A 19,138-nucleotide genomic window follows, 5' to 3' on the forward strand; every position below is an offset into this window, starting at 1 on the left:
ATATCGGTTGAGTTTTATCTGGAACTGACCGTCGTACATGCAACCAGCCCGGGTGCCCTGTCGGAGAAAGACTGAAAATAGACCAGCACGGTATAGGTATTTTCCGTCTCCCAATAATTTCCTTCTGTGATATCGGTTACCGTTGGTTGGCTGTCGCTGGCAGCCGTTCCATAAAGATAACTGTAATAACCCTGCTTTAACAGCAGGGTTTTCTCATATACGCCGTCTGCCGTATTATAGGTCATCCGGCTTTCATCATCCTTTATATATTGGTTAAATTGCCCCAATACATAGACCTGCTGGTCCCCGTAAGGCTGCCCTGTTGCAGTCTTATACCGGAAGCGGACCAAGCCGTAATCCCCCTGATAGGCCGGTTGAATGTTTTCGGATGCCGCGATTTTATAAAACCCGTCATAATCTACATAAGGCATATATTGTATGCCGCGCCTTTGCAGATCTGTTTTCAGTGTCACTTCATAACCGGCCGGATGGCCCTCTGCGGCCTTTACTCCTTCTACCCTTTCGCTCTGAAACCGGAAACTCTGTAAATCCACCCAACGGTATTCTTTTCCAGCAGGAAACAGCAGATCTCTTTCACTATTGTATTCATAAGTGGATCCCCGCATAAAGGCGGGCTGCAGATGGTGGACGGCATTGTCCCATCTGTAGTTCTGCAAGACAACGATTTTCACTTGTTGCATGGGATTTTGTACCTGAAGCCGGCTAACATTAATGGATACATTCAGTTTTTGCCGGTCCCCGTCCGGCGCACTACCATTGGGTCGCACCACAGCAGCTGCTACAGCGACTTTCGGATCCACCACCAGAAAACGTCTCTCAAAGGCTAACTTAGCGGTGTCTCCATCCAAAAAAACTTTCAACAGATAATTACCGCTCTGTTTGATCATGGATTGACTGCCCGGCAATGTTGCGCTGTAATGCACATAATGAGTACGGCTGACAGCGCTGAATTTAGCGTCACGGATACTCACTTCCCTAAATCCCTGGATATAGTCAAAAGGTGACTGCAGTACAGGCTGCCAGTTTTCATCACAGCGCAGATAAGTGTAGCTATAATTCTTTATATGTGCGTCAAAGTCATCAAAATGCAGTTCTAAACCACCCGAACTGCCGAGTGTCATCACAGGATAGCTCATCTGAGCGCCCGATTTGGTAAATACGACGCCATGAATGTTATCATTATCAGGGCGTAATGAAACAAAACCAACAAGCGGCTGCGCCCGGAGCAGCTGGCCACTCCATAATAAAACGCTTGTAAACAGGCTTACCAGGGCTTTTAGCCCTCCTGTATACTCCTTCCTCCCTAAAAAACGCCGTTTCCGGTATTTTCTAAGGTTCTTTTTCAACCCTGCGACTTTTGTTCTTTCTACTGCTGGCATTCGTCTTAAATTGAAGTGTCTGACAGGCGCTCCCTGTTTTGAAGAGGAATCGATACTGGTAACGCGAATATACAACAAAAATTGCCCGGTCTATTTTGGCGAATTATCCCCGAATCTAATGGCAAATGATGCCATATTTATTACCTTCGCAGCGATCGAACGAATATATATTTTCTGAATACAACAACTATTTAAAGAATTATATTAAAAGCCCTACATGAATGTTGCCTCTTTCATAGCCAGGCGTATTGCCTTTAACCGTCAGAAATCCTTTTCTAGGTTTATTATCCGTCTGGCCACCATAGCGACTGCGATCAGCGTAGCGGCAATGATTCTTTCCTCAGCTTTTGTCAATGGATTTCAGCATGCGATCAGTGACAAGATCTATAATTTCTGGGGACACATCCGTGTGCAGCAGTTTGAGCCGCTCAAAGCCCTGGTGGCCGAGGAAACACCGCTGGAGCAAAATAAAATGGTGGATACGATCCTCAGCCATACCCCCAATATCAGACAGTTCCAGCCTTTTGCCACCAAGTCAGCCGTCATTGAACATAAAAAAGATATCGAAGGTATCCTGATTAAAGGTGTCGGTTCAGACTATGACTTTTCCAACCTGCAGCGGTTTCTCGCCGCCGGTCGGTGGCTGTCTTTTTCTGATAGCCTTTATGCCAAGGAAATCGTTATCTCTAAACCTATCGCAACCGAGCTTAAAATCAAACTGGGCGACACCGTCGCCGTTTACTTTATTGCGGGTGTGAATGAGGCTCCCAAAGTACGGCACTTAACAGTAGTGGGCTTTTACAAAACCGGCATTGAGGAGTATGATAAGCTATTCGCTCTGGCCGATCTCAGATTGATCCGGCGTATTAATGGCTGGCACAATAATGAAATCGGCGGCTATGAAGTTTTTCTGAAAGACCCGGGTCAGATGCAGGCAACAGCAGACGATTTATTCCGTGCGTTACCTGACACCTGGATTGCCAAAACGATTCAGGAAGTCTACCCAAATATCTTCGACTGGTTAAATATACAGGATGTCAACAAACAGGTTATCTACATTATTATGACCATCGTAGCGATCATCAATCTCATTACCTGCCTGCTGATCCTGGTACTGGAGCGCACACCTATGACCGGCATCCTTAAATCTCTGGGAAGCAGCAACTGGGTTATCCAAAAAGTATTTTTATATCACTCTTCTCTGATCGCCATCCGGGGCGTACTCCTGGGGCTGATATTCGGCCTCGGTGCCTGTTGGCTGCAACAATATACAGGCCTGTTGAAACTCGATGAGTCTGCCTATTATATCTCAGTAGCACCGGTTCGCATTAACTGGTATCAGGTAGCACTCATCGCATCAGGTACTTTTGTTGTCTGTTATCTGGCGCTTTTGATACCCACTTTCTTTGTCAAGAAGATCAAACCGGTCAGAGCCATAAAATTTAATTAGAACGATGCGGCAAAAACCGATACATCCGGCCATGCAGCCTTTTTTGGACGGGCAGGTCATTTTACTGAATAAACCCTTACACTGGACTTCATTTGACGCGGTAAAAAAAGTAAGGATATTAACAGGGGTCTCCAAAGTAGGGCATGCAGGCACATTAGACCCCCTGGCAACCGGCTTGCTGATCATCTGTACAGGTAGCTTTACCAAGCGTATCAATACCTTTATGGCGCAAGTCAAAGAATACACCGGGAGTTTTACCCTGGGCGCCACGACGCCTACGTATGATCTGGAAAGCACTCCTGAAAATTTCAGGGAATACCAGCAGCTTACAGAAGCGCAGATCCGGGAAGCGACAAAGACCTTTACAGGAGAGATCTTTCAGACACCGCCCATCCACTCCGCCATTAAAAAAGATGGGAAACCTGCCTATCTGGCCGCCAGAAAAGGAGAAGACATTCAACTGGATCCCCGTAAAATTACGATTGAGCAATTTGATATCCCTCGTATTGAGCTTCCGATTGTCGATTTCAGGGTAATCTGTTCGACTGGCACATATATCAGAACCCTGGCTAGTGATTTCGGCGCACATTTGGGAACAGGTGCGTACCTCAGTAAACTCTGCCGGACCCGCATAGGAGATTTTTCCCTCGAACAAAGTATGGAGATTGATGCGTTCGCAGCTAAGGTCCAGGACATGAAAGCAGCCTATCAATAACCGGTTGTTGATTATAACGAACAACCGGCGCAGTTAGCAGAAATAGATTCAGCTATCAGCCCGTTGCCCTTGTACCAATTTTTCGCTTATAGACTATAGACTATAGACTACCCCCGGGCGGCTTCTTAACCGCACGCTAAAAAAGGCTAGTCTTCTTTCATTGACTGTGTTAAGTCTGGATCTGCCTGTCTGCCTTTTCTGCGTCTTCTTTTCTGGCAGGGAGGGTAAAGCCTACGGTCGTTCCCACATTGGGTTTACTACGCACATGAATCGTCTGTCCGTGTGCTTCAACAATATGTTTACAGATAGCCAGTCCCAGGCCCGTTCCCCCGCTGTTGCGGCTGCGGCCGCTGTCTGTCCGGTAGAACCGTTCAAAAATACGGGGCAAGTGCTCCTCAGCAATGCCGATGCCGTTATCGCTGATTTCTATCAGCACACGGCTCTCATCCATTTTATAGACACTGGCGGTCACTTCGCCGATTGAGCTGGCATACTTGGCTGCATTGGTCACCAGATTAATAATTACCTGGCGGATTTTTTCTTTGTCTGCATAAACATGTACAGGAGATTCACAGCCCCTTTTGATACTGAATTGCAATTGCTTGCCTTCGATCTGGAGATTAAGATTATCCAGCACCTCTTTTATGACATCCTGGATAATAAAATCGGATTTTTCCAGTTTCTGCTGACCGGATTCCAGTTTAGAGATTTCGTCAATGTCACTGATCAGATGCACCATCCGGTCTACATTATGTTCCGCTTTAGCCAGATATTCCTTTATTTTCTCCGGTTCTTCAATATCTCCGGAAGAAAGAATCGTCAGGTAGCCCTGAACCGCAAAAATCGGCGTTTTAATCTCATGGGAAAAGTTCTGCAGGAATTCCTTACGATACTGCTCCATAAAACGGAGCGACTCCAGTTCCTCGCTACGTTTATTGGCCCAGGCGGTAACATCATCTTCCACTTCCTGGATGGATTTCTGAGGCAGGATATGTTTATAATACATCTCCTCTCGTTTACTGGCTTTAGTCTGATAGATCAGTTTATAGATCAGTTTAATTTTTCTAAAGACAAACCTGCGCAACACTTCCCGGAATATAAAGTAATTGCAGAGAAAAACGCAGGCCGTTGCAATGGCCGCATGCCACCACAGAATCCTGAAAAGTAGAAAACAAATGCCAACTGCTACGCTAATCAATAGCGCTGCAAACAGTGCCAGCTGCGCCGGCGTAAAATTTTTCGTACGCACCATAACCAGACTCCTGAGAGTATATTTAATATTATAATTGAGATTACGGGAGTTCAAACTTATAGCCGACTCCCTTAACTGTCGTTATACAATCCAGGTCCAGCTTCTGACGGATTTTGCGTATATGTACATCAATCGTCCGGTCCCCAACAATAACGTCTGTTCCCCATACTTTATGGAGAATCTCCGTTCTCAGAAAGACCCGACCCGGTTTGGAAGCCAGCAGATATAATAACGCAAATTCCTTCTTAGCCAGTAATTTGGATTGCCCCTCAATATAAACAATAAATTGGACAGGATCTATTTTTATATGGTTAATTTCCAGAACTTTATCATCTTCCACTTTCGGGCTACGTCTTAGCAATGCGTTTATCCTGCTAATCAGCAACTTAGGTTTAATCGGTTTTGTCACGTAATCATCCGCTCCCCCTTCCAACCCTTCGATTTCATGCTGATCACCGCCTACAGCGGTCAGGAAAATGACCAGGGTGTCTTCAAAAGCAGGCTGGGCGCGCAGAATTTCCAGGACCTCAAGGCCGTCCTTACCCGGCATCATCCGGTCCAATACAATCAAATCCGGCTTTACCTGCCGGGCTAGTTCTAGCGCACGGTTGCCATCCGGCGCCTCATACACATCGAATTTCTCCTTTTTTAAATGATAACCAATGATTTCCAGGATATCCGGCTCGTCGTCTACAATTAAAATCTTACGTCCAGTTGTTTCCATAATTGATAATTTAATAGCACAAAAATAATTTCAAATTCATAAACAGATCCGATTTAAAGATTATGTAATTGTTGCCAATAAGGAGCAATATACGGTAGGTTGCCCAGGGCTTCGCTCCGCTTTACAGTTTAATCACTTTGGCAGCCGTCTGCGAATTTTAATATAGCTGCTGAATGGATGCGCATTTGGTCGTATTTTTGCTGTTATCCGGAAAAATGTCTATAATTTGCAGGCATGTGCCACTGATTTGAACAACTGGGTCCATGCTACCGGCACAAAATGGCTTTAAATACCTGAAAGCTAAACCTTTTTTAGGAATATGGGTCTGAAATAAGGAGATTTGAGGGTCTTAACTGAGACAGTACAGCCCTTAACCGGCATTATGGCATTCGCTCCGGACTCGTTGTTTTATTATACGTTAAACCGATTATAGATTATATATTAGATGAAGCGATTATTTACATTCTCTACGTTATCCACCTTTGCAGCTGTTCTTATGGGGCTGGGTGGCATCCAAACAGTTCAGGCACAGGAGATTCCGTTTTCTAGACAGGGCTTCCATGCCCAGGTGGACAAAGCACAGCTTTCTGTCTGTGCAGCTGATGGTACAAAAGATGATACATTCACGCCTTACACCGATAATGATGAACTCAATGAAGTATCTACCAAGGCCATCACCAAACAAGTCGATAAGGTTCAGATGGCCATCGAAAAGGCTGATCTGGATAATAATGGAAAGATCCGTTTCTTAAGAGGCCTCTATGAATTGCTCTATGCCTACAAAAACTCCTTTTTATCCAAGGATATTACCGGCGCACTGCTGGCCAATACCATTAAGGGCTATCAGGATGCCATGGAACTGGAAATCCAGCATAAAGATATCAGCCCGATCTTAAAAGAAAATAAGGCGGAAGTAGCTTCTCTCCTAATGGCCAACTTCTCTTTTAAAGACAATCCGGGCAAACCCAATTTTCAATATATCTTACTGGATAAAGAAATTGGGGCACACCCGGACAAAGCCTTGTATATCCTGAGCAAGAATAACGATTTCCCGGCTATCGACAGTGTGGTAAGCGTGGTAGCCAGAAAAAATGCGGATGCGGTCTATACCTATGCTGCTTCTTATACTGACCTGGGCGAACATATCCGCAAAAGCCAGGATCCTTTGGTGAATCTGATTGCCCGGATTGCCTCAGCAAGAGATCAGTCAGGCCGTTTTATCGGCCGCCAGCTAATGCCCTTTTTAGATGAGATCAGTGCTGGCAATATAGATATCGATGCGATCCAGGCTAAAATGGATGATCCGGTAGATTATTTTAAATTACTGGTGCAGACCGAGATCCATTATGCCGCCAGGGTAATGAAAAAAGATACACCGCTGGCCATGAAGCAGATCCAGGATAAGATCCACTCAGTCGGTGTTGAATATTTTATCAACAAAATCAACGGGCTGCATGAAAAACCCAATGCGGTTCGCTACGCCTGCCTGAAGCCTTTATCGGCACTGGACCTGTACTATCTGACCATTACAAGCGAGGACATCATTTACACATCAAGTTATGTCAATGGGAAAGACTACGGGGTTTATAACCTGCTATGGCAAAAAGCCGGCAAAGGTTTTACCAGTGACAGCCTTTTGATGAAGGTTTACTTTGATAAGTATAAGAAATGGATCAAGATGGCCGCCAACTATAATACACTGGACAATTTTTTATCCCGGATGGAACCAGCCAATGCCCAGCAGCTGATGCTGGCCTTTGTACGCGGCCTGGATAAAGGCGTGGGTAAAGACTCCTTGGAAGACGCTGTGGATGTGGCAGGAAGCTATGCCTCTATTGACGACCCCAAAATGAGTGAGCTGGTTTTACACGAAGTGCAAAATCAACTCAAGGAAGCCAAAAGAGAGGGCAATACCAAGAAATTCAATATCTACGATATTCTCAACACTCTTTTCCTGTCGATGAACCCCGACAACAAAATAGATCTGTCTGCCAGCCTGGGTATCGGACCGGTTTATTTCATGCCGATCAAAGCTTTAATGGACAGCAGCGGCAGAATTATTATACAGCAGTTTACCTATGGTGACGAGGATGGCAGGGCGAATTACGGCAACTTTATGAATGCGGTCAGTGGTGCTGGCTGGAAAACATCATCCAATAAATATTGGTCCAAAGTTGAGTCTACTTCTGGCACGCCTATTACCATTTATACCAATAAGCCCCTGGATGAACTGCAGGCATTGGACGATAAGGCACAACAAGCGCTTAACGATCATCTGGCCGAAAATGACATTCATCCGACCATGGTACTGCACAGAGGGCATAGCTATTATCTGGAAAGCACGATTGATCAACTGGTTCCCTCTGCCAGAGTTGTCCTGCTAGGTAGCTGCGGTAGTTTTCAGTCCCTGAGCAAAGTTCTTGACAAGGCACCGGAAGCTCAGATCATCTCCTCTAAACAAACCGGTGTAGGTAACCTGAATCTGACACTGATCATGGGAATGCTGAATACCCTCAAAAAAGGACAGGACCTGAACTGGGTCAAAATGTGGCATACCTTCACCGACAAATTAAGTGGTGACAGCCGTTTTGTCGACTACGTACCTCCATATGAAAACCTGGGAGCGGTCTTCTATATGGCTTACCGCAAATTGCAGGACAAAGAAAAAGAAAAGCAAGACAGCATTGAAGCAGACAAAGCTGCGATTTCAATGAATCAGCAGCCATAATACGGCTTTCAAACGTAAAAAAAGTCCTCTGAAGATATGGTTCAGAGGACTTTTTTTGGGTTTCCCCATCATTCGATGTGCCATTTCAAAAAGCCTTACTATCTTTAGAAGGGTCTTATTAAGACCGGTAGCTTTCCGGACACAACAATTGACTAAACACGATAGCACTAAAAGGATGAAAGCAATAGCCCAATTATATACCAACGCATCCATTGCTGCCATCGCTCTTATACTTGCATGCAGGACAACAGCGATGGGGCAGAAAAACAGTTTTTCGCGAGAAAGGTTCCATATACAAGTAGACAGAGCCCAGGCATCTATATGTGCCGCCGATGGAACGAGTGATGGTAAGTTCACGCCCTATCCGAATAATGACAAACTCAACAAAGTATCTAACAAAGCGATCGGTAAACAAGTGGATAGAGTCCAAAAAGCGATCGAAAGAACAGACCTCAATAATAATGAGAAGATCGGATTTTTAAGAGGTCTTTATGAGCTGCTTTACGCTTATAAAAATGCCTATCTGTCCAAAGATATTACGGGCGCACTCCTGGCCAACACCATTAAGGGTTACCAGGACGCCATGGACCTGGAAATCCAACATAAAGATATCAGCCCTGTACTGATAGGCAACAAAGCAGAAGTGGCGGCCCTGTTAGCCGTCAACTTTGCATTCAGGAATAATCCGGGCAAACCCGGCTTTCAGTATATTCTGGTCAAAAAGGAAATTACTGCCCATCCGGAAAAAGCCCTTTATATCCTGAGTAAGAATAGTGATTTTCCGGCAACGGACAGTGTTGTAAGCATTGTGGCCCGTAAAGATGCAGGGGTGGTCTATGACTACGCATCCTCCACAACTATGCTGGGAGAGCATATCCGCAAAAGCAAGGACCCGCTGGTAGCTCTGATTGCCCGTATTGCCACGACGAGAAGCCGTAGCGGTAAACATGTCGGGACGCTGATCATGCCTTTTTTAGATGATATTATGGCAGGCAACGTGGATATTGATGCCGTCAAAGCATCGCTAAATGATCCAGTCAAGAATTTTAAATTACTGGTACAAACCGAGATCCATTACGCGGCCATGATGATGAAAAAAGATACCCCACTGGCGCTCGGGCAAATGCAAAACAGACTTCATGCCGTTGGTGTTGAAAACTTCATCAATAAAATAAACGGATTACATGAAAAACCTAATTCCGTCCGCTATGCCTGTCTTAAACCCTTATCTGCCATTGATCTGTATTATCTGATCGTCAATGGCGAGATCGAATTATATACATCCAGCTATGTCAATGGAAAAGACTACGGTATTTACAATCTGCTATGGCAAAAAGCCGGCAAAAAATTTACGAGCGATAGCCTCCTGATGAAGGTCTACTTTGATAAATATAAGAAATGGATCAAAATGGCGGCCAACTACAACACGTTGGATAATTTTCTATCCAGGATGGAACCTGTCAATGCACGGCAGTTAATGCGAGCCTTCGTCCGTGGTCTGGACAAAGGAACAGGCAAGGACTCTCTGGAGGACGCCGTCGACGTCGCAGGAAGTTACGCTTCGATCAAAGACCCTCAAATAAGCGAGCTGGTACTCCATGAAGTGCAAAGCCAGCTAAAAGCTGCCAGGAAAGAAGGCGACGTCAAAAAATTCAACATCTACGATATTCTCAATACACTCTTTCTTTCTATGGATCCCGGCAATAAAATAAATTTATCGGAGCGGCTGGGCATCGGCCCTGTTTATTCTATGCCACTCCAGATGTTGCAAGATAGTGGCGGCCGAATCATTATACAGCAGTTTACATATGGAGACGAAGACGGCAGGGCCAACTATGCCAATTTTATGCATGCGGTCAGTGGCGCCGGCTGGAAATCTTCGGCGAATAAATACTGGTCTAAAGTGCAGTCCACTTCCGGCACACCCATTGTCATATACACCAATAAGCCATTAGATGGAAAAGAAGAACTGGATGATAAAGCGCAAAAAGCCCTGGACGCTTATCTCTCTGACAATCATATACACCCGACGATGGTGCTGCACAGGGGGCACAGCTACTACCTCCCCTCAACAATCAAACAACTGGCGCCTACTGCCCGGGTTGTCTTACTGGGTAGCTGCGGCAGCTTTCAGTCACTGAGTGATGTGCTTAACATAGCTCCGCAGACGCAGATCATTTCCTCCAAACAAACCGGCGTAGGCGATCTTAATCTTACGCTGATCATGGGTATGCTGAACACGCTGAAAAAAGGGGATAACCTGAACTGGGTGAAGCTATGGCAAAAATTCACGAAAGCGCTAAGCAAAGACAGCCGCTTCATTGATTATGTACCTCCTTATGAAAATCTTGGCGCGGTTTTCTATATGGCCTACCGCAAATTGCAGGATAAAGAAAAAGAAAAGGAAGACGCTGTTGAAGCTGACAAGGCGGCGATTTCAATGAATTAGCGGCAATAATAATGTAAGCCTTCTCTCCGGGTAACAGTTACGCATCAAGCTTTCTAAAGCTGCAAAATAAAAATGCTTGTCTGGTATCAAAAGGAGTGACATGCATTTCCGTTATACACTTAATCTTTTTGAATCCGCTTTTTAATTCTTCAGTAAGGGTGGATTCGCTATACTGCTTTATCGGCAGACCGCTGCATTTATCCGGACCATCCATAGAGAATGTACCGAGAACCATAAAGCCCTTTACACTTTGTCTGGCCGTTTTCAGATATTTAGACATGCCGGTTCTTGTTGTCAGAAAATGGAAGGTCGCCCGGTCATGCCAGAGATCAAACCGGCTTTCAGGATGAAAAGAATTAATATCACTGACAACCCATTTAACCCGGGTAGCCTTATCTCCCAGGCGGTCTTTTGCCCTTTTAAGCGCGTGTTCAGAAATGTCGAGAACCGTTATGTTTTCAAAGCCCTCATCCAACAGATAGTCGACCAACCGGCTGTCTCCTCCGCCCACATCCAGAATACGGGCAGTCCTGGAAAGGTTAAACGAGTGTATAAAATCCAGGGACGTCTGCGGCACCGCTTGCGTCCAACTCAGCTGGTCCGGGCTTTTATGGGCATAAATACCTTCCCAGTGATTTTTGTCTGACCTATGCGGCGGTTGTTCAAAATTTTCTGACATTGCAGGATGGTCTTTCCAGTAAAGGTAAATATTTTTTTCTCTTTTATAATCTGATTACTTTTGCGTTTATGGCAAGGACAAAGACAATACTCATTATCGGTGGCGGCCTTAGTGGTCTGACGCTTGCTTATTTAGCAAAACAAAAAAACATTAAGGTAACCGTACTGGAAGCAGCAGGGCGTCCGGGCGGAAGAATTCACACCATTCTGGGCGAAAACAAGACACCTCTCGAACTTGGCGCCACCTGGTTCTCGGATCAACACCGTTCACTGTTAAACTTGATAGATGAATTAGATCTCCGTAAATTTCCGCAGTACGACCAGGGTATTACACTTTTCCAAACTAAATCATTTGAACCGGCTCAGCGGTTTCATATCCCTGAATCAACACAGCCCTCCTACCGGCTGGCCGGCGGTACCGGCGCCTTGATCCAGACGCTGGCAGCGAAACTTCCGCCAGGCAGCCTGCATCTCAATGCGGTTGTCAATCAGGTACAGGAAACAGATAATGGCATCCGGGCCATACTTAAGGACGGAAGGTACTTTGAAGGTGATCAGGCTTTTATATGCCTGCCTCCGCAGGTAGCTGCAGCGCATCTCCGTTTTTCGCCTTCGCTCCCTGGGACCCTGCAACAGATATTACCGGAAGTACAGACCTGGATGGCCGGAGCCGTCAAATTCACGGTAGAATATGACCGTCCGTTCTGGCGAACGAACGGGTATTCCGGGATGCTCTACAGTCACGCAGGCGTGATTACCGAAATGTATGACCATACTAATTTTGAGGAAGATAAATTTGGGTTCACCGGTTTTTTAAACGCCGGTGTGCAGCATTATGAGGCCGCTACGAGAAGAGAATACGTACTCAGCCAATTGAGTCTGTTATTCGGAGAACCAGCAGCGCATCCAACCGGTTATTATGACAAAATATGGAATGAACCGACACTGATGGCAGGGCAGCAAGTATTCAGGCGCGCACATTTTAACAATGGCCACCCTACTCTTCAGGAAGCTTACATGAATGGAAAATTATTATTTGCCGGATCAGAGACCGCAAGTCTGCATCCCGGATATATGGAAGGGGCTGTTGCCGCCGCAATCCAGGCTGCCAGCCAACTTTAATCAGCGCCTTGTGTGAACTGACCGACAATAGTCATCAGCATCGGGCTCTAGCTGAGTGGTAACCGGGTTGCCAGCCAGCTGTCTTTAATGGGTATCAGCCATTTATTCGCCCAGTCTTTTTTACTGGAGACCAGGTTGTTAAAATAGAGCGTATCGCTGGTGAGAAAACCCTGTTGAACGGCATATGCCAGCTGACTCATCGGCAATACCTGGATCTCATCTTTAATGACAAAGGCGAGTAACTGACGATCAAAGAACTGCACGCCAAATTTCTTTTCCAGCCCCTTGACAAAACGAATGGAACTGTCCGTGCTACATCCGCTGACCGGTCCCTGATTTTCATCAGCCATGATCACCAGAAACTGACCAAAGAATAAATTAATATAAGAAGTATTCGCCCGGCCATGGGTATTCCAGTCAGCAGAAAAAGCTTCAATATCACTCTCCAGTTCCAGCGCTTCAGACAGCGTCAGCCTTCGGCTGCTTTGATAAATCCAGACCCTTGACGCTTCACCAAACGAGGCGGGTATATGTTCTAAATAATCTAAATCCATTATCATCAGTTTAATGATTCAGCAATCAGCTCTGCAATGTCTTTAACAATCACTTTATCTTCCTGCTGTTTGCTTTTAATACCGTCCACCATCATGGTGTTACAGAATGGGCAGGCGGAAGCCACGATGCCGGCCTCTGTTTCCAGGGCCTGTTCAGCACGCAAGGTATTAATGCGTTTGTCGCCTTTTTCTTCTTCCTTGAACATCTGGGCGCCGCCGGCACCGCAACACATGCCTTTGCTACGGCAGCTCTTCATTTCTACGAGTTCTGCATCCAGCGCCTCCAGCACTTTTCTCGGTGCCTCATAAATATCATTGGCCCGCCCCAGATAACAGCTGTCATGATACGTAATCTTTTTCCCTTTGAAAGTACCACCCTCTTTTAAAACAATGCGTCCTTCATCAAGTAACTGCTGCAAGAAAGTACTATGGTGTACGACCTCATAATTGCCGCCTAAGGCCGGATATTCATTTTTCAGGATATTAAAACAATGCGGACAGGTCGTCACAATTTTTTTCACCTGATAATTATTCAGGATCTGAATATTGCCATAGGCCATCATCTGGAATAAAAATTCATTGCCCGCTCTTCTTGCCGGATCGCCGGTACAGCTTTCCTCTTTGCCCAGAACCGCATATTTTATACCGGTTTTATTTAAAATAGTCGCGAATGCCCTGGTAATACCTTGTGCCCGCTGATCGAAGCTGCCTGCACAGCCGACCCAGAAAAGAACCTCCGGTATCTCGCTGTTCATCAGCATTTCTGCCATTGTAGGAACCTGCATGCAGTAGATGTATTAATTTTTTTGTCAATGAGTGTTCTAACGCAAATGTACGTGTATTTTGTCAAAATTGTGGTGTCCTGGAGGGAAGCATCCTAAAAGAATTTTCCAATTTATTATCTAATTACTAAAGAAATACAGCGCCTAATTTGATATAGGTCGACAAAATCATAACGGTTTCGTTCAGGAACCGCATCAGGATCCAACTTTATTAGGACTACGTAAACTTAAAATAAAATATAAATTAATTATCGTTTTATTTTATTTAATTTCTTATATTTGCTCCGTTACCCAAATAAAGTGCTATGCAAAGAGCAAAGGCGGTTTCGAAAATATTGTATTATATCACCTTCATTTTAGCGGTCATTTACGTTGGCCTTACAGTCTATTCGGCGGTTTGCATCCTCACAGGATGGCATATTGACTATTATGAGGACGGAAAGTTCATACATATTTTGTATCCGTTTACCGCAAAAACGTTGATGAATATTGTTAACAATACATCTTATATCCTATTTGAATTCTTCATGCCACTGAGCCTTTACGGTCTATTCTTTTTTCTGGCAAGCAATGTTTTCAAGGTATTTCACCAGCCCAAACTTTTTACCAGATACGGCATCAAACAACTCCAGTATTTCTATCTGGCAAACTGGATACTTCCCCTTGGAGCAATCCTACTCGCCGGTATTTTTGCAAGTGTGGAAAGCTTTGCATTCGCCCTTGCCATTACTCATTTTATTCTTGGAATATTTGTTTATTTTCTCTCTGCAATTTTTAAACAGGGACTTAACTTACAAAACGAACAAGACTTATTCATATAACTATGCCAATTGTTGTAAACCTTGATGTGATGCTGGCCCGGCGGAAGATGCAAAGTAAAGAATTGGCCGAAAAACTTGGGATTACCACTGTGAATCTATCCATCTTGAAAACGGGGAAAGCCAAAGGAGTACGGTTTGAAACGCTTGCTGCAATCTGCAAGATATTGCAATGTCAGCCGGGAGACATCTTAGAATATGTAGAAGAATAAACAACTGACATTTAATAAAAAAAACAGCCTTATAGGCTGACTGACATTCTATTGCCAAAACTCGATGAAAAATGAACACATTATCAATCCAAAATCTTTCACTGATTTACAACGACAAAACCAAAGCCATTGATGACATTTCTCTTGAACTAAAAAACGGCATGTTTGGCTTGCTGGGCCCAAACGGCGCCGGTAAATCATCACTTATGAAAACCATTGTAGGCCTCCAAAGGCCCACATCGGGACATATCCTGTTTAACGGCATCTCTACTATCGAAAATCCTGATATCATGAAAAGACAACTGGGTTTTCTTCCGCAGGATTTCAACGTCTACCCTACAGCAACCACCTGTCAGTTATTGGAACATTTGGCAATTTTAAAAGGAATGAACAATGCAAAAAAACGTAAGGAGCAAATCGACATGCTCTTGCATAATGTCAATTTATACGACGCAAGAAATAAGGAAGTCCGTACGTTTTCAGGTGGGATGAAGCAGCGTTTCGGGGTCGCTCAGGCACTACTAGGCAGTCCAAGACTGATTATTGTGGATGAACCCACAGCTGGTCTGGATCCGGTGGAACGCAACCGCTTCAATGGTCTTTTGACGGAAATCAGCAGGGAAATAATTGTTATTCTTTCCACACATCTGGTAGAAGATGTAAGGAACCTCTGTTCAAATATGGCAGTCATGCAAAGCGGAAAGCTACTTTGTTTTGGAAAGCCCTCAAAATTGACGATGAGTCTCAAAGAAAAAATATGGATTAAAGCCATCCCGAAATCAGAATTGTCAGCCTACGAAATGAGATACCGGGTCATTAGCTATCAATTTATTGAAAGTGAGATGTTGATCACCGTTTTCTCAAAAGAGCAACCACCGGGTTTCCAAAGTAGTAACCCCACTTTGGAGCATTTTTACTTTTTCACACTCAATCAAAATAACTGATGAAGACCATATTTTTGTTTGATTTAAACAGCTACCGGCATGGCATTTTGAACTATGCAACAATGGTGATTCTTGCAGGTATCGGGCTCTACTGCGGTAACAAATTCAATATGTCAGTCGGCAAAGGAATTTTTCTCAACGGCTCCTATACTGTCGGATTTATGATCGGTTTCTTGAGTTTGTCGATTGTATTCCTTGCTACCGTTATCGGAAGCCGTCTGTTGTTCAGGGAATGGGACGCGGGATTTGATCAAATCCTGTTTTCAACACCTGTTTCAAAAACAGATTTTTTATTGGGAAGGGTTGCCTCTTTTTACGGAATAGTTTTTATTGGATTTACCTTGATTCTTCTTGGCTTTGTGATTGGGCAAAACCTACGGACTGGTCCGGAAATGGGTGCCCATTTCAGCCTTGTTTATTACCTATATCCATTGCTGGTATTTGGTTTGGAAAACACTATAGTAGTTTGCAGTCTTTTGTTTTATGTGGCTTATAAAACTAAAAACAGGATACTTGTAGTAATAGGCGGATTGCTGGTTTACGTCCTTTATATGGTCTTGCTGATGTATTCCGGTTCCCCGTTTATGTCTGACGCTATTCCGCAATCTAAGTTTGCACAACAGATTTCTGCCATACTTGACCCTTTCGGCCTGTCGTCCTATTTTTATATTAGTGAAAGTTTCAGCGCCGCGCAACGAAATAATTTATTGGTACCGTTGAATGGCTTTTTTTTGCTCAATCGCGTTTTTGTGCTTAGTTTATCTTCAATTTTTGTCTTTTTGGGCTACAAGTCATTCTCATTTAGACGGCCTGCCAAACATTCATCCAAGAAAAATGTAAATGAAGCAATATCCAATCAAAATACTTTCAATCAGCATAAAGATTTTATTGCAGTTATACCGGCCTTTAACATCTCATCCTGGGTCCGATCCATCAAGTCCTATGTAAAATTAGATCTGCTGTATGTTTTTAAAAACATAGCCTTGCCGGCTACCTCCGTGCTGCTGTTATTTTATGTAGGGATGGAGATATATGCGGAAATTAACCAAGGTATCCGGCTACCGCAAAAATACGTGTCTTCCGGATTGGTGGCTTCCACCATTAATGAGAGTTTTTATTTATTGGGGGTCTTACTTGCGGCTTATTTTGCAAACGATATTTGTTGGAGAAGCCATATCTCCGGATTCTCATTGATTGAAAATGCCACTTTTTATTTTAAATCATCATTGCTTGCGCATTGGCTGAGCAACAGTTTATTGATTTTATTTTTTACATTCCTATTAATAACGGAAGGGGTTCTGTTCCAAATTTTATATGGATATTCTCATTTTGACATTCAGGCCTACTGGGGTGTTTTCGTTTTCAATACATTTCCACTGATCTTGTTTGCCGCATTTTTAGTTTTGCTCAACAGTGTTTTAAAAAACAAATTTATGGCCTTGGGCTGCACGGTCGTTGCAGCTTTAATTTTCGCTACCTCCGTTTCCAATAAACTGTTCAGCTTGCCATTGTTGCGCTTCTTCTCGGGATATAAAGGTCCTTACAGCGATTTTAACGGCTACGGAGCTTACCTCGGGTCATTCGCAGAACGGCTGATTTTTGGCTATTGTGTTATTGGAATCCTGTGGATTATTTATGTTTTAACCGAAAGAAAAATATCGAAATGGTTAGCAATCTCGGTAATAAGTGTTTTATCCATATTGTCATTTAATATCGGTTCGGCATTCCTGAAAGGCTATCAGCCTGAAAATGAAAAGGAAGAACTGGCATGGGCGGCAAACTATGAAAAGCAATATCGAAAATTTCAAGATCTGCCCCAGCCAACTATCATCGATGTAAAAACTAGAATAGCGCTTTACAACTCAAAAAATATCTATTCTGTCAATGGAAACTATATTATGAAAAATTTGAGTAATCAGCCCATTGATAATATATTGATTAATTTCAGCAAGGATTTGGAGATAGAAGAGGCAGACTTCGCCTTTCAAAACCAAACCGTCCAAATCAATAAAAAGAATGAAAAAATAAAACTAATACAGCCGATGAAACCCGGTGAGGTAGCCAATCTCTCATTTAGAATCGCATATAAATGGAAGGCAGTCAACCGGCACCATTCTTTTAATTCCATTATCAGAAACGGGTCCTTTATGCGCATCAGCCGTTACTTTCCTTCAATTGGCTATCAATCCTCATATGAAATAGAAGACAAATTTAAAAGAAAAGAATATGGTTTGGGCGATCATACTCAAATTAGAAAATTGGAAACCCCAAAAACCAATCCGCAAGATTTTATTAACTTAGATATGCTCATTTCAACCGAAATTGACCAAACGGCCATTGGAACCGGGGAGCTCATTGAAAAATGGAAAACAGGAAGCCGGCAATATTTTCATTATCGGTCCCGGTGCCCCATTCCCTTTCGATTCGCGGTTGCCTCTGCAAAATATGCCGTAAAAAGTTCGAATTATAAAGGCATTAAAATTGACGTATTTTACCTTCCGCAACATTTTCAGAACGTTCAGCACCTGATTGACAACACAAAATCGGCTTTGGAATACTGTACGAGAAATTTCGGACCCTATCCTTTCGAGTCAATCAATTTTGCCGAAATTTCTTCTTTTACAAAGGGTTTTAATGCAACGGCTTATCCTGCCGTAATATTTATGGCGGAAGATATTGCGTTCCACGCCAACCTCAAGGCCGACAAACAGCAGGATGTTATCAACGAACTTGCAGGGCACGAACTTTCTCATCTGTGGTGGGGCAACAGCCAAATATCCCCTGACAACAGGGAAGGTCAAGCAATGCTTACAGAAACCCTAGCAATGTACACCGAAATGATGATTTGCAAAAAAGTGTACGGAAAGGAAAAGATGCTCGAAAGATTGAAGGTACAGTGCCAAATATATGATGCATCAAAAGGTTTTGCACAAAGTCAGCCTTTGTATAAAGTAACTGATGAAAATCCAGATATTTACTATTCTAAAGGGGCCATCATTATGGTCAGGCTAAGCCAGATTATCGGCGAAGAAACCGTCAATAAAGCTTTGCGGAATTTTCTCGAAAAATATAAGTATCCCAATCGCCCCATCACCAAAGACGTTCTGAATGAATTATATAAGGTTGCCGATAAAAAATATCATCGTAGAATCAAAAAAATGTTTACTGAATTATAGATATCAGGAGTGAAAAAGACATTCGCAATATTACCGCATCTAAGTGCGAAAATGAAAATCAGGAGAAACAGGCGAATTGCAACATATTATCAACGTAACGAAGTTTGTAATATTGCCTTAACCCCGGGGAAATA

General features: G+C 43.7%; 15 protein-coding genes. 9 read left to right on the forward strand and 6 right to left on the reverse strand.

All coding sequences use genetic code 11. The features are described 5' to 3' along the window. Positions 1-14 precede the first annotated feature (14 nt). On the reverse strand, positions 15-1,400 hold the full coding sequence (locus tag K9M52_RS01965; protein WP_224070393.1) for a type IX secretion system plug protein: 1,386 nt from the start codon (positions 1,398-1,400) through the stop codon (positions 15-17). 217 nt (positions 1,401-1,617) lie between these two features. On the opposite strand from K9M52_RS01965, the gene K9M52_RS01970 reads away from it, so the two are divergent. Both K9M52_RS01970 and truB read left to right on the forward strand, forming a co-directional pair. After that, on the forward strand, positions 1,618-2,850 hold the full coding sequence (locus K9M52_RS01970; protein ID WP_224070394.1) for an ABC transporter permease: 1,233 nt from the start codon (positions 1,618-1,620) through the stop codon (positions 2,848-2,850). A 4-nt stretch (positions 2,851-2,854) separates the two neighbouring features. Continuing rightward, complete coding sequence (gene truB / locus K9M52_RS01975; RefSeq protein WP_224070395.1) at positions 2,855-3,565, forward strand: tRNA pseudouridine(55) synthase TruB; 711 nt, start codon at positions 2,855-2,857, stop codon at positions 3,563-3,565. A 169-nt stretch (positions 3,566-3,734) separates the two neighbouring features. Here the strand turns inward: truB and K9M52_RS01980 are convergent, their stop codons facing one another. Both K9M52_RS01980 and K9M52_RS01985 read right to left on the reverse strand, forming a co-directional pair. Continuing rightward, positions 3,735-4,817, reverse strand: a complete 1,083-nt coding sequence (locus tag K9M52_RS01980; RefSeq protein WP_224070396.1) for a sensor histidine kinase — start codon at positions 4,815-4,817, stop codon at positions 3,735-3,737. 40 nt (positions 4,818-4,857) lie between these two features. Continuing rightward, on the reverse strand, positions 4,858-5,541 hold the full coding sequence (locus tag K9M52_RS01985; protein WP_224070397.1) for a response regulator: 684 nt from the start codon (positions 5,539-5,541) through the stop codon (positions 4,858-4,860). Between the two features lie 445 nt (positions 5,542-5,986). Here K9M52_RS01985 and K9M52_RS01990 point away from each other — a divergent pair, with 445 nt between their 5' ends. Beyond that, positions 5,987-8,269 carry a hypothetical protein gene (locus K9M52_RS01990; RefSeq protein ID WP_224070398.1) on the forward strand — a complete coding sequence of 761 codons (2,283 nt, stop codon included), beginning with the start codon at positions 5,987-5,989 and terminating at the stop codon, positions 8,267-8,269. A 175-nt stretch (positions 8,270-8,444) separates the two neighbouring features. Continuing rightward, positions 8,445-10,718: a hypothetical protein gene (locus tag K9M52_RS01995; protein ID WP_224070399.1), complete on the forward strand. Its 2,274-nt coding sequence runs from the start codon at positions 8,445-8,447 to the stop codon at positions 10,716-10,718. 37 nt (positions 10,719-10,755) lie between these two features. Here K9M52_RS01995 and K9M52_RS02000 read toward each other — a convergent pair whose 3' ends face one another. Continuing rightward, positions 10,756-11,397, reverse strand: coding sequence for a class I SAM-dependent methyltransferase (locus tag K9M52_RS02000; protein WP_224070400.1), 642 nt, complete (start codon positions 11,395-11,397; stop codon positions 10,756-10,758). 68 nt (positions 11,398-11,465) lie between these two features. Between K9M52_RS02000 and K9M52_RS02005 the strand changes: the two genes are divergently transcribed. Further along, the gene (locus K9M52_RS02005) at positions 11,466-12,518 is read left to right on the forward strand and encodes a flavin monoamine oxidase family protein (protein WP_224070401.1); all 1,053 of its coding nucleotides are present in this window, start codon (positions 11,466-11,468) and stop codon (positions 12,516-12,518) included. A 47-nt stretch (positions 12,519-12,565) separates the two neighbouring features. Here the strand turns inward: K9M52_RS02005 and K9M52_RS02010 are convergent, their stop codons facing one another. Together K9M52_RS02010 and K9M52_RS02015 are read right to left on the reverse strand one after the other, a co-directional pair. Continuing rightward, positions 12,566-13,072 carry a hypothetical protein gene (locus K9M52_RS02010; protein ID WP_224070402.1) on the reverse strand — a complete coding sequence of 169 codons (507 nt, stop codon included), beginning with the start codon at positions 13,070-13,072 and terminating at the stop codon, positions 12,566-12,568. A 5-nt stretch (positions 13,073-13,077) separates the two neighbouring features. Further along, positions 13,078-13,857 (reverse strand): (Fe-S)-binding protein, encoded by a 780-nt coding sequence (locus tag K9M52_RS02015; RefSeq protein WP_224070403.1) that lies wholly within the window; start codon positions 13,855-13,857, stop codon positions 13,078-13,080. Positions 13,858-14,159: 302 nt separating this feature from the next. On the opposite strand from K9M52_RS02015, the gene K9M52_RS02020 reads away from it, so the two are divergent. From K9M52_RS02020 to K9M52_RS02035, 4 genes are all read left to right on the forward strand, one after another. Next, positions 14,160-14,675, forward strand: a complete 516-nt coding sequence (locus tag K9M52_RS02020) for a hypothetical protein (protein WP_224070404.1) — start codon at positions 14,160-14,162, stop codon at positions 14,673-14,675. 2 nt (positions 14,676-14,677) lie between these two features. Further along, the gene (locus K9M52_RS02025; RefSeq protein WP_224070405.1) at positions 14,678-14,884 is read left to right on the forward strand and encodes a helix-turn-helix domain-containing protein; all 207 of its coding nucleotides are present in this window, start codon (positions 14,678-14,680) and stop codon (positions 14,882-14,884) included. A gap of 71 nt (positions 14,885-14,955) precedes the next feature. Beyond that, the gene (locus tag K9M52_RS02030) at positions 14,956-15,828 is read left to right on the forward strand and encodes an ABC transporter ATP-binding protein (RefSeq protein ID WP_224070406.1); all 873 of its coding nucleotides are present in this window, start codon (positions 14,956-14,958) and stop codon (positions 15,826-15,828) included. 293 nt (positions 15,829-16,121) lie between these two features. Beyond that, complete coding sequence (locus K9M52_RS02035; RefSeq protein WP_224070407.1) at positions 16,122-19,004, forward strand: M1 family aminopeptidase; 2,883 nt, start codon at positions 16,122-16,124, stop codon at positions 19,002-19,004. The last annotated feature ends 134 nt before the right edge of the window (positions 19,005-19,138 follow it).

Origin of the sequence: Arachidicoccus terrestris (assembly GCF_020042345.1) — a bacterium.
Taxonomy (GTDB): Bacteria; Bacteroidota; Bacteroidia; order Chitinophagales; family Chitinophagaceae; genus Arachidicoccus; species Arachidicoccus terrestris.